Origin of the sequence: Pyrococcus kukulkanii (assembly GCF_041647995.1) — an archaeon.
GTDB lineage: Archaea > Methanobacteriota_B > Thermococci > Thermococcales > Thermococcaceae > Pyrococcus.
Window position 1 is genome coordinate 142,186 of sequence record NZ_JARRIB010000005.1, and the last position, 11,446, is coordinate 153,631.

Genomic DNA, 11,446 nt, shown 5'->3' on the forward strand with positions numbered 1-11,446 from the left:
GAATACAAGAATATAAGAATAAAGCGGGCTCCTCATGAGCTTCCCGCGGAGAGGCAGAAACCTTTATTAGTCTCATTGTGTGTGGTTGTGGATGGAGCTCGGGTTTCCGTCAACGGTAGTGCGATGAAGCCTCCGGCGACGGGGGTGGAGTTTCTGCCGTGAGGGGGCCCGGGCATCGCCGTGATGACCCGCCCTGTATCACAACGATACAGGACGGGAGAACGGCAGGCAATGATAGTCTTAGTACGCCTCGGCTAAGATCGGCTTGTAGCTCCATCTGTGCTCTTCAACCTCTATCCTTATATCTAGGGGCTCGAGCTTCTTGACTTCAAATCCCCTCTTCCTGCCCCACTTCTCTATCTGCCTAATAACTACCTTAACTCCCACCATTGCCAGTGGATAAAATGGAACTAGGAATAGGTTATCCTTCATGACCTTGGGTAGGCCTTTCAGAACCTCCCTCGCCATGTGCTTCCATGCGTAATAAAGGTGAAGGAACTGGCCGTAGGTTATCATATCATCTACTCTGTAAAATTCTTCACCCTTCAGAACGCCCATAGGAACGAAGGCTAAAGGCGTGACAGTAAAGTGGGCCCTGTTTCCGAGTTTCTCTTCCAACTCCTTCTCCATTGTAATTATCAGTTGAGCAGTCATAATCTCAGCGTCATCATTGTCCCCAGGAAGCCCCAGAATTGTAGTGTAAGCCGGGAACCAGTAGTTCTTGTTGAAAACGTAGGTTCCATTAAGCAGAACCCACGGCCACTCCTCGGGTGAGAAGGGCTTCATCTTGTTGTTCATAAGCTTTCCAATAATCTCTGGATCGGCCGTTTCCATTCCAACCTGTATACCTACCCAATGAGTGTCATTGGCCTCAACTATCCTTGAGATTTCTTCTATCATTCCTGGAACCGCTAAGGCTCCAGCTACCGTTCCGTGGGTTGGGTTGACGTGCTTGGTATATTTCCTAGCCATTTCAAACAGCTCGATTACTGCTTCGGCGTTTGGGTAGAAGTTTTTCCTATCCTCGACCTTATACAAAAATATATCCTCACTGTGTAGCCATGCATGGTCAATTCCCGCATTTATGTTCAGCTTTATCTCCTCCTCTATCTTTTCCAGCGGAATGAAACGTGCAACCCTAAGGTTTGGTTCACAGAACCTGCATCCCCTTCCGCATCCCCTCATTACCTCAACTAATCCCTTATAAGAAGGGCCAACTATAGTTGGTATCTCCTCAACCTTAGGCCATCCCCTAATGAATATCGTTTCATCAGCGGAACCCTCGATTATCGCCTGAATTATGTCACATATTACGTGCTCTGCCTCGCCAATGACCACGTGGTCTACTCTTAGTCTCTCCCTCTCATCCCTTCTAGTTTCAAGTTGCCATGATCCTGGCCCCCCAACAACCAACTTGAACTTGAGGTTCTTCTTATCCCTGAGCGAATTTATTCTGGTCACGAGCTCTTTGAACTTGACACTTGTGTAGCTCCTCCACTGTCCTCCATTTGTGAACATCATTGTTACTGGGCCCAGGCCAAGGGGATCCATCTCATAAAGAGCTACCATCTCAGTGTTTTCGTCAATGAACTGCTCTATCTTCCTAGGGTGAGCCACTACAACCTCATCCCTTGAAAAACACCTCAGCAGAGCGGCCTCAATTTTCCTGAGTCCGTAGGGAGCTTGGGTTAGTACTCCATTGTTATCTGGCAACTGGCTGTCCAGTAACCTGAACACCCACTTCGGTAGCTTATCATAGGGTGCACACCCTAGAAAGTCCAAGAGTGGAACGTCGTGATACGTGCTCGTTAATGTTTCATCCGTGCTGAGGACTATCTTTGCCATTCAACCACCCCCACCTATGAAAGAAGAACTTCACAGTTAAGAAGATTACGCAGTTAAAATAGTAATAACGGCAAAATTTTAGTTAATTTATTGAAATAATTCAAGAAAAGACTTAAACGATCAAAAATTATTGCGCGGTGATGAGGAAGAAAGAACTAGCCATTATTTTATCAAAGCTGAAGGGCTTTCAAAATCCAAAGCCCTGGCTGGAGCAGTACAGAACTCCAGGAAATGCGGCATCAGAACTCCTCTGGCTTGCATATTCCCTGGGAGATATTGAAGGCAAGGTTGTTGCTGACTTAGGAGCCGGAACTGGAGTTTTGACTGTTGGCGCTTTATTGCTCGGTGCCAAGAAGGTTTATGCAGTTGAAGTTGATCCTGAGGCGGTTGAGGTGCTTAAGGAGAACGTTAAAGGTTTTGATAACGTTAAGGTGATCGTTGGGGACGTTAACGAGTTCAGCGAAAAGGTCGATACCGTAGTTATGAATCCCCCCTTTGGAAGCCAGCGGAAGCATGCTGACAAGCCTTTCCTATTGAAGGCATTTGAAGTATCTAACGTGGTGTACTCAATCCACCTAGCAAAGCCCGAGGTTAGGAAGTTTATAGAGAGATTCTCCCAGGAAAATAATTTTGTAATGAGTCATAGGATAACAACTGAAATCGAGATCCCTGCACAGTTCTTCTTCCACAGAAAAAGGCTTGAAAGGATCAAGGTCGATATCTACAGGTTCATACGAGCTTCGCAGGAACGTAGTTTTTAGCTGCATTGTACTGCTTCTCATCTGCCGTAACTAACCTTGCCTCCAAGGACTCAGCTAGGGCTATGTAAAAGGCATCATACACTGCTATTCCTTCCTCAAGCGCTATCTCTAGCCCCCTTTCGAAGAAATCATCAACCTTGGCGACTATGATTGAATTCCTGACCAGCTTAAGAACTTCCAGTCTCTCGGTGATGCTCTCCCTTGGGATTCTGTTTAGCCTAACGGCCTTCCATATAGCGTTTATGCACTCAACGAAAGCATAATCTAGAGTTACCGTATTTGGAGTGAGTTCTATTTGCTCCCACCCTTCCTCTTTTAAGATGAGTTTGACCAGGATAGAGGCATCAATTACTATCACGATCCTCCCTCACTGCCCTTGCTGAAAATCCTCTCTCGACTGATCCTGGAGTATTCTTTAGGAGTTCTAGAGCTTTCTCAAGGGTTCTCTTCCTTTCCTCGTACTCTATCCTCTCTTTTATGAACTTCCTGATCTCCTCGCTCCAGTTTATGTCGAACTCCTTCATCTTCTCCTTCAGCTCATCCGGAATCCTTATGCTCAATACTGCCATTTCATCACCCACTTAATACTCGCATTACGAGTATATAAACATTACTTCTTCTTGACGTTAAGCCATGTCGTAAGACCTGTCTGTTTGGTCTTCTGCCACCTGAGATCTTCTTTCCTGTACCCAAAGGCCTCTAATATTCTAAGAACGGCAGGTAAAACTTGGTTTTCTATGTAATACTCAGCGTCATACTTATGCTTCCTGGGATCGAACTCCTCTGCAAGGATAGCCCTCTTGCTTATTGGCCCGTCTCCCCTTAGAACTATGTATCCTATAACCATGCCGGGCCTCACCTTTACTCCTCTAGCGGCTAACCTTTTTGCCACGGCAACGTGCGGGCCTATAGCCTTGTATTCATGGAGGGGCCTCGTGATCTGCTCGTAAATGACTAGCTTTTCTGGAGGTGTCTCGTACTTGCTCAGCTTTTCAGTTACCTCCTTAACTATCCTTACGGCCTCCTCAACGTTACCGTGCTTTAGGATAGCCTCGAGAACTTTTGCTTGGGTTTCTTTGGCTATTTCGCTCCAGTCCCTCCTGACTATTTCAAGCCCCCTAGTGATTATCTTCCCTTCCTCATCTATCAACGCATACTTCTTTTTCGTCACGAAGAATCCTCTGACGTAGAAGCCCTCGTACTCAAGCTCCAACAGCCCTGGGAGCTTGGCGTTTATATAATCTACGAACTCTAGGGCTTTCTTCTTTATCTCCTCGGGTTTTGCCCCAGGAATTGTGGCGTAGAGCCCATCTGTGTCTATGTATAGGACTTTGAACCCGAACTTTTCCTCCAGCTCCTTCCTTACGAACTCTATATACTCCCTTCCCCAGGCCGTAACGCTCTCTGCGCACTCCTTACAGTACCAACGGGCTTTTGCGTACCCATAATATCCGTAATATGAATTTGCCAGGATTTTGATTGCCCGTTGCCTGTAATCAAGCATCTTCTTCTCGATTGGGTCTTTAGAAGCTTTCATCTTCCTTTTTATTTCTTGCCTCTCATCCAACAACCTCTTGAGCAGGCTGGGGATAAATCCCGGGAAGTCCTTGCAGAACTTGTGCTTGACCTCTGGAGCTACATCATATTCCCTGCACCCTTCCCTGTTCAGCGTATCCGGTGAGACGTTATGGGTGATTATTATCGAGGGGTACAGGCTCCTGAAATCTAGGGATACTAACCCTTCCCAGAGTCCCTTCTCCGGCTCCTTAACGTATCCCCCAGCGTAGCTCTCCCTTAGCCTCCTCTCGTACTCCCTCTCATCCGGCTTGTTTGGGGCCAACTCATTCCTCTCGTAGGCCTTCCTGAGGAGGTACCACTCCACCAAGTTGCCGGTTGAAGACCTAGAAACATCCCACAGGGGCTGGCCGACTAACCTTGAAAGCTGAGCCTCCATTGGGAAGAACTCCCTACCGAGCTCGTACGTTACCTTTGCATCCTCCATTGAGTATTTTGCAACTCTCTCCAGTCCCTTTCCAGTCTCCCAAGCCTCCGCTATCTCATGAGCGTAAACTTTCTCCTTTGGCTTTCCGAATATTGCCTCATAAACTGCCTCGAGGGTGTACGTTGGCAGGTTTATCGTTCTCCTGATCACGTGGTAGAGGTCGAAGTGTATCCTTCCCTTTATCTCCACCGCTGTCATGTCCCCAAGCCTCTGCATCTTTGGCTCACTGCCGTCCCTCCCCAGGGGTAGCTTTATCCCGAGCTTTTCGGCCCTCTTGACTAGGTAGGGGAGGTCGAAAGAATCGCCGTTATAGGTTATTATAACATCGGGATCCTTCTCCCTTATCACCTTGAGGAACCGCTTTATCATCTCCCTCTCGCTGGAAACTACCTCGACGTACGGGAGATCGATCTTTTTCCACGTTATGACTTTGGCTTCTTCCTTATCAGCATAGCTTATCATTATAATGGGCCCCTTCGCGAACTCCTCCCCCTCGTGATAGAGGGTTTCTATGTCAAATGCGAGCAACTTGAGCTCTTCATCGCCTTCCATTGGAATTAGTCCCTTGTCTATTAGGTACCTCTTCGCGAACGGAATGTCGTACTCAAAGATGTCAACAACTGCGGGATGCTCCCTTATCTTATCCCTTATTGCGGGAACATCCTGGGGGTGTTCAAAGTACAGCTTCCATACTTCAATTGGCCTCCCCAGGAACTTCTTCCTTACCTTTTCGGCATCTATAATTCTCACTATCTTCCCATGCCTCTCGGCGGTTATCTTCTTCACATCATCGATTTGGGAGTCATCCCTAAGGAGGGCGTAGATGTAGGGCCTAAAGTTCCTGTCATATTCAACCTTAAACTCGCCGTTCTCTTTCTTGAAAATTCTTATAATCGGTTTTCCATCCTCGGTGATATAGTCAGCGTCAAGTATCATACCTAATCCCTCAATAACTTACGCTAAATTCACGTATTTAAGCCTTTAAGAACGCTTAAAAATTGATTAGGTGATGTTATGGGGGAGGTGTGAGATGATAGAGATAACCTTTCTTGGCGGCGGTGGCGGAAGATTCGTCACGATAACACAGGCAAGGGCTACCGGGGGTTTCTTTATAAGGGCGAGTAAGAATATTTACGTTGATCCTGGGCCTGGAGCGTTAGTTAGGATGTGGAGGTACAAGATAGATCCCAGGAAGATCGACGTTCTCTTCATCTCCCACAGGCACACCGATCACTGCAACGATGCTGAGGTTTTAGTTGAGGGAATGACTTATGGAGTTACCAAGAAGAGGGGGATTTTAATTGGCTCAAGAAGCGTTGTTCATGGGGATGAGAACCACACTCCCGCATTAAGCAAGTATCACCTCGACGCCCTCGAGGAGGTTCACACCCCAAATCCTGGGGACAGGTTCAAGATAGGGCAGGAGGAAATGATAATTACCCCCTCCATACATAGCGATCCGACGACGATAGGATTTCGCTTGAAGACGGCTTACGGGGATATATCTTACATTCCAGACACCCAGTACTTCGACGAGCTCGTCGAGTGGCACGAAGGGGCCAGGGTTTTAATAGCCTCAGTTACGAGGCCCAGGGACATGAGAATCCCCTATCACCTATGCACTGAGGATATAATTTACATGCTGAAGGCCATGAAGGAAAAACCTGAAGTATTGATAATGACTCACGCAGGGATGAAAATGCACTTCGCGGGCCCCTATAAGGAGGCCGAGTTCATTCAGAACATCACGGGGATTAAAACGTACGTTGCCAAGGAGGGCTTCAGGGTCACGATTAGGAAGGAAATCAGCGTGAAAACATTAAGACCTGCAAGGTTCGTTTAAGCCCTAAGAACGTCCATTATAAGTTCTTTTGCCATTTCCTCAGTCAAAACACCTGCTCTCAACTCCCTCAGTATTCTCTGGATTGCAAACCTCTTCATTATCGGAGCCCTCTTCACGGCTTCCCTCCATAGGGGGCAACCAAACTTGAGCTCGTACTCCTTCCAACCAAGGATCTCCAAGAGTTGTGCCTTGTTTAGTGCCAAAAAAGCCGGCAGATTAAGCACGATCATGCCATCTTTTTTATAGATGGAGCCGCTACCAACGCTCAGCATGTCTCCACTTGCGACAACTTTTATGCCCAGCTCTCTAGCTTTCCGTTCAACAGCGCTCATGACCATTGAGTGACATCTGCCGCAGATTGGAGCCCTCTTCTCCATGAGCCTTCTCATTTCTTCCATGTATCCTGGGACTTCCACTAGAACTGCTCCCTGGGATCTCACCCTTCCAAGGGTTTTCTCTCCCATCTGGGGTAGCCTTGCTGTAATTGGAATCACCTTAAATCCAGCCCAGCTAAGTACCTTAACGGTTGCTGAGCTGTCACTTCCTCCAGAGTAGGCAACGGCAATCCTAAATTTCAAAGGTTCCCGCGAGAAGTCTTTTCCATAAAGCCTGGACTCGGCAAGGTGCTTTAGCCGGAGATAGGCTTCCTGGGGTAACTCATCTTTCACCCTCTCAAGAGCCCTCAAGCTTGATTCAAGCCTGAACTTCTCGATGAAGGTTTCTGCCTTTGGAAGCATGGAAGTTGAAAAGAAAAGAGGGTTTAAAAAACATTCAGAAGAAAACCTTTCTGAACTTCTTCCCGGCATAGATTGCGACTCCCTCGAGCTCCTCTTCGATTCTTATGAGCTGATTGTACTTCGCGTTCCTATCACTCCTTGCAGGAGCTCCGGTCTTGATCTGACCCGCGTTTAGGGCAACTGCGAGATCAGCTATCGTTGAATCCTCAGTCTCTCCAGATCTGTGAGAAACTACAACCCCGTAGCCTGCCCTGAATGCAGTGTAGGCTGCATCAATGGCCTCGCTTAGGGTTCCTATCTGGTTAACCTTCAGCAGAAGTGCGTTAGCTGCACCCATCTGGATTCCCTTGACGAGCCTCTTTGGATTTGTAACGAAGAGATCGTCACCTACTATCTGCACCTTCTTTCCGAGCTCCTTGGTTATCATGACGAAACCTTCCCAGTCCTCCTCGTGGAATGGATCTTCAATTGAGACTATCGGATATGTTGAAGTCAGCTCCTTGTAGAGTTCGAGGAGCTCTTCCCTCGTGTACTCCTTACCCCCAACAACGTACTTGCCAATCTCGGCGTTAAAGAACTCGCTTGATGCCGCATCTAGGGCCAAGGCTATTTCATCCCCAGGCTTGTATCCTGCCTCCTCAATGGCCTCTACGAGAACGTCCAAGGGCTCGGTCACTTCCTTCATCGGGGGGGCAAATCCTCCCTCGTCACCAACGTTAACTGCGTTCTTGCCGTACTTCTCCATGATTACCTTCTTGAGGACGTGGTAAGTCTCGGATACCCACCTTATTGCCTCCCTGAATGAATCAGCGCCAATGGGCATTATCATAAACTCTTGGAAGTCGAGCTCGTTTCCAGCGTGAACTCCACCATTTATGACGTTACTTAGTGGAACCGGTAAAACGTAGGCGTTTGCGCCGCCTATGTACCTGTACAGCGGAAGGTCTAGGGAGTCAGCTGCGGCCTTTGCCACCGCCAAAGAAACCGCGAGGATTGCGTTCGCTCCAAGGTTGCTCTTGTTCTCGGTTCCATCGAGCTCTAGGAGGAGGGTGTCAATTTCCCTCTGCCACCTCACATCCATTCCAATAAGCTCAGGGGCAATGATCTTGTTCACGTTCTCCACTGCCCTCCTAACACCCTTTCCATGATATCTCTTTCCACCATCCCTTAGCTCAATGGCCTCGTGGGTTCCAGTTGACGCTCCGCTTGGCACCGCAGCTCTTCCCATGCCGACGTTAGTGTAAACATCAACTTCAACGGTTGGGTTTCCCCTGCTGTCAAGTATTTCCCTTGCTACAACTGCGGTAATCTCGTAAGGATTCTCCATGGCAATCACCAGAGGTGATATTCCGTTAAGCCTTAAAAATCATGTCTTTGGTTTGATGCCGAGCTTCATCAGTTCAACAACTACTTTAATTGGCAAACCGACAACATTATAGTAGTCCCCTTTGATCCGCTCAACGAATACCGAGGCATAGCCCTGAATCCCATAAGCCCCAGCCTTGTCCCTCCATTCGCCCGTTTTGATGTACCACTCGATGAGTTCCTCGTCTAACTCCCTGAACTTCACTTCCGTGACTTCATAACTCTCTATGCTCTTTCCTCTGTGAATTATGCAATAGCCCGTGATAACTTTGTGCACCCTTCCACTTAGCATTCTAAGCATTTTTCGAGCTTCACTTTCATCTCTGGGCTTTCCCAGGATATTATTTTCAAAAACTACTACTGTGTCAGCGGCAACTATTGTCCCGTTAGGGTACTTTAGGGATACAGAGAGCGCCTTCCTTCTAGCTATCTCAACCACTCTTTTCTCTGGTGTTTTGATGTGACTTTCTTCATTCACATTACTTGGAACAACCTTTATGTCGAAGAACTTCTCAAGGATTTCCCTCCTCCTTGGACTTGCAGAGGCTAAGATTATCATCACGAGAAATTTGGTAAAGGTTTTTAAACTCACACTCTTCACCCATGATTGCATGATCACTGGGCATGGCTCGGGGGTGTCCGAGAAAGGAGCCCACCGGGCCCCGTGAGGAGGTGGAGGAGATGAAGTATCCAAAGCAAATAAGAACCTACTGCCCGTTTTGTAAGAGGCACACCATTCACAAGGTCGAGAAGGTAAAGAAGAGGCCAAGGAGCGAGCTTAGTGCTGGCCAGAGGAGGTTCAGGAGAATCCTTAAGGGCTACGGAGGATTCCCAAGACCAAAACCAGAGGGAAGAGAGAAGCCAGTGAAGAAGCTTGATTTAAGGTTCAGGTGCACTGTCTGCGGAAAGGCCCATACGAGAGGTAAGGGCTTCAGGGTAAAGAGGTTCGAGCTCGTGGAGGTGTGATGCCATGGCGTTGCCCAAGAACATTATTCCAATGCCAAGGTCAAGATTCCTCAGGGTTAAGTGCATTGACTGCGGCAATGAGCAGATAGTCTTCAGCCACCCCGCAACTAGGGTTAGGTGCTTGGTCTGTGGAGCAACCCTCGTTGAGCCAACGGGCGGAAAGGGAATAGTAAAGGCTAAGATCCTTGAAGTTCTAGAGTGATCTCGGCGTAGCTCCTCGGATCTTCCCACACTTTTACCTTAATTTCCCTAATGTTTTTACCGGCTTTTTCTAAAATTTTCTCGGCGAACCACTCTGCTAGGTACTCTGCGGTGACATTTGACTTGTCAATAACAACGACTTCACTCTTTGGTAGTTCAAGCTTTTTACCGTTTTTTTCGATAATAATGGTCTCCCCGTTTTCTTTAATCCACTTTTCGCTAACTATCAGCCTATGATCTAGCAATTTGGCTAATTCTGAGAGGTGATTGAAGTCAAATATCATCCCATTCTCGTTGACCTCACCCTCGATCTCCACCTCGACCTTGTACGTGTGCCCATGGATCCGAAGGCATTTACTTTCGTAAGGCAGAACAAGGAAATGGCTACTGTCGAAGTCTTTGCTCCAATAAATTTTCCTAATTACCCTCATCTTCATCAAACTATAATTAGTATAAAGTTTAAAAGAGGGTTTCCCTACTCATCAGCGGGTGTGAGGGATGATCCTCCAAGTTGCTCTCGATTTAACCGACATAGAGCAGGCCATTTCTATCGCAGAAAAAGCTGCTCGTGGCGGTGCTCACTGGCTCGAGGTTGGAACTCCCCTTATAAAGAAGGAGGGAATGAGGGCCGTTGAGCTCTTGAAGAGAAGGTTCCCAGACAGGAAGATTGTTGCGGACTTAAAAACAATGGACACCGGCGCACTTGAGGTTGAAATGGCCGCAAGACATGGGGCAGATGTTGTTTCAATACTTGGAGTTGCCGATGATAAGACTATAAAGGATGCCCTTGCGGTTGCGAGGAAGTACGGGGTAAAGGTCATGGTTGACCTTATAGGAGTCAAGGATAAGGTTAAGAGGGCCAAGGAACTTGAAAAGATGGGAGTTCACTATATCCTAGTTCACACTGGAATAGACGAGCAGGCCCAGGGTAAATCACCGCTTGAAGATCTAGAGAAGGTCGTAAAAGCCGTTAAAGTTCCAGTTGCGGTTGCAGGCGGATTAAATTTAGAGACAATTCCAAAGGTTATTGAGCTTGGAGCGACAATAATCATCGTGGGAAGCGCGATAACCAAGGCCAAGGATCCTGAAGAAGTCACAAGGAGAATAATCGACTTATTCTGGGATGAGTACATGAAGACGATAAGGAAAGCCATGAAGGACATAACCGAGCACGTTGAAGAGGTCGCCGATAAGCTGAAACTTGAGGAGGTAAGAGGGCTAGTAGACGCTATGATCGGGGCAAACAAGATATTCATCTATGGGGCTGGGAGGAGCGGCCTAGTTGGTAAGGCATTTGCCATGAGGCTGATGCACCTTGACTTTAACGTTTACGTTGTTGGTGAAACTATAACCCCAGCCTTTGAGCCTGGAGACCTTTTGATAGCAATCAGCGGTTCCGGTGAGACCAAGACCATAGTGGATGCAGCTGAAATAGCAAAGCAACAGGGAGGGAAGGTTGTTGCGATAACTTCCTATAAGGACTCAACACTAGGCAAACTCGCTGATGTCGTTGTTGAAATTCCTGGGAGGACGAAGACTGATTTACCGACAGACTACATAGCAAGGCAGATGCTTACCCAGTACAAGTGGACCGCCCCAATGGGAACGCTATTTGAGGACTCAACGATGATATTCCTCGATGGTATCATCGCTCTATTGATGGCAACCTTCCAGAAGACTGAGAAGGAGATGAGGAAGAAGCACGCAACTCTCGAGTAATTTTCCT

Annotated in this window: 13 protein-coding genes; 5 read left to right on the forward strand and 8 right to left on the reverse strand. The window is 47.5% G+C overall.

Annotation, left to right across the window (positions count from 1 at the left end; genetic code table 11):
* Positions 1-240: 240 nt before the first annotated feature.
* On the reverse strand, positions 241-1,845 hold the full coding sequence (locus P8X24_RS10675; protein ID WP_372916087.1) for a B12-binding domain-containing radical SAM protein: 1,605 nt from the start codon (positions 1,843-1,845) through the stop codon (positions 241-243).
* Positions 1,846-1,985: 140 nt separating this feature from the next.
* Between P8X24_RS10675 and P8X24_RS10680 the strand changes: the two genes are divergently transcribed.
* Positions 1,986-2,606: an METTL5 family protein gene (locus P8X24_RS10680; RefSeq protein WP_372916089.1), complete on the forward strand. Its 621-nt coding sequence runs from the start codon at positions 1,986-1,988 to the stop codon at positions 2,604-2,606.
* On the opposite strand, the gene P8X24_RS10685 is transcribed toward P8X24_RS10680, so the two are convergent.
* Genes P8X24_RS10685 through P8X24_RS10695 form a run of 3 tightly spaced genes read right to left on the reverse strand, consistent with a single transcriptional unit; the run spans position 2,575 to position 5,544 of the window.
* Positions 2,575-2,964: a type II toxin-antitoxin system VapC family toxin gene (locus tag P8X24_RS10685; RefSeq protein WP_372916091.1), complete on the reverse strand. Its 390-nt coding sequence runs from the start codon at positions 2,962-2,964 to the stop codon at positions 2,575-2,577. The two genes, P8X24_RS10680 and P8X24_RS10685, sit on opposite strands and share 32 nt — an antisense overlap.
* Positions 2,951-3,175, reverse strand: coding sequence for a type II toxin-antitoxin system VapB family antitoxin (vapB, locus tag P8X24_RS10690; protein ID WP_372916191.1), 225 nt, complete (start codon positions 3,173-3,175; stop codon positions 2,951-2,953). The genes P8X24_RS10685 and vapB overlap by 14 nt, the downstream gene beginning before the upstream one ends.
* Positions 3,176-3,216: 41 nt before the next feature.
* Positions 3,217-5,544, reverse strand: a complete 2,328-nt coding sequence (locus P8X24_RS10695) for a DNA polymerase (protein ID WP_372916093.1) — start codon at positions 5,542-5,544, stop codon at positions 3,217-3,219.
* A gap of 94 nt (positions 5,545-5,638) precedes the next feature.
* On the opposite strand from P8X24_RS10695, the gene P8X24_RS10700 reads away from it, so the two are divergent.
* Positions 5,639-6,451 (forward strand): MBL fold metallo-hydrolase, encoded by an 813-nt coding sequence (locus P8X24_RS10700; RefSeq protein WP_372916095.1) that lies wholly within the window; start codon positions 5,639-5,641, stop codon positions 6,449-6,451.
* Here P8X24_RS10700 and P8X24_RS10705 read toward each other — a convergent pair.
* From P8X24_RS10705 to P8X24_RS10715, 3 genes are read right to left on the reverse strand one after another with little or no spacing between them, the layout of a single operon-like run.
* The gene (locus tag P8X24_RS10705; RefSeq protein ID WP_372916096.1) at positions 6,448-7,188 is read right to left on the reverse strand and encodes an ATPase; all 741 of its coding nucleotides are present in this window, start codon (positions 7,186-7,188) and stop codon (positions 6,448-6,450) included. The two genes, P8X24_RS10700 and P8X24_RS10705, sit on opposite strands and share 4 nt — an antisense overlap.
* A 34-nt stretch (positions 7,189-7,222) precedes the next feature.
* Complete coding sequence (gene eno, locus P8X24_RS10710; protein WP_372916193.1) at positions 7,223-8,515, reverse strand: phosphopyruvate hydratase; 1,293 nt, start codon at positions 8,513-8,515, stop codon at positions 7,223-7,225.
* Positions 8,516-8,554: 39 nt separating this feature from the next.
* Entirely contained in the window at positions 8,555-9,112 is a 558-nt protein-coding gene (locus tag P8X24_RS10715; protein ID WP_372916098.1) for a Maf family nucleotide pyrophosphatase, read from the reverse strand.
* Between the two features lie 122 nt (positions 9,113-9,234).
* On the opposite strand from P8X24_RS10715, the gene P8X24_RS10720 reads away from it, so the two are divergent.
* Both P8X24_RS10720 and P8X24_RS10725 read left to right on the forward strand, forming a co-directional pair.
* Positions 9,235-9,519 (forward strand): 50S ribosomal protein L44e, encoded by a 285-nt coding sequence (locus tag P8X24_RS10720; protein WP_068320254.1) that lies wholly within the window; start codon positions 9,235-9,237, stop codon positions 9,517-9,519.
* 10 nt (positions 9,520-9,529) lie between these two features.
* Positions 9,530-9,721 (forward strand): 30S ribosomal protein S27e, encoded by a 192-nt coding sequence (locus P8X24_RS10725; RefSeq protein ID WP_172799795.1) that lies wholly within the window; start codon positions 9,530-9,532, stop codon positions 9,719-9,721.
* Here the strand turns inward: P8X24_RS10725 and P8X24_RS10730 are convergent.
* Positions 9,696-10,151 carry a 6-pyruvoyl trahydropterin synthase family protein gene (locus P8X24_RS10730; protein ID WP_372916195.1) on the reverse strand — a complete coding sequence of 152 codons (456 nt, stop codon included), beginning with the start codon at positions 10,149-10,151 and terminating at the stop codon, positions 9,696-9,698. The two genes, P8X24_RS10725 and P8X24_RS10730, sit on opposite strands and share 26 nt — an antisense overlap.
* Before the next feature lie 67 nt (positions 10,152-10,218).
* Here P8X24_RS10730 and hxlAB point away from each other — a divergent pair, with 67 nt between their 5' ends.
* The gene (gene hxlAB, locus P8X24_RS10735; RefSeq protein ID WP_372916100.1) at positions 10,219-11,439 is read left to right on the forward strand and encodes a bifunctional 3-hexulose-6-phosphate synthase/6-phospho-3-hexuloisomerase; all 1,221 of its coding nucleotides are present in this window, start codon (positions 10,219-10,221) and stop codon (positions 11,437-11,439) included.
* The last annotated feature ends 7 nt before the right edge of the window (positions 11,440-11,446 follow it).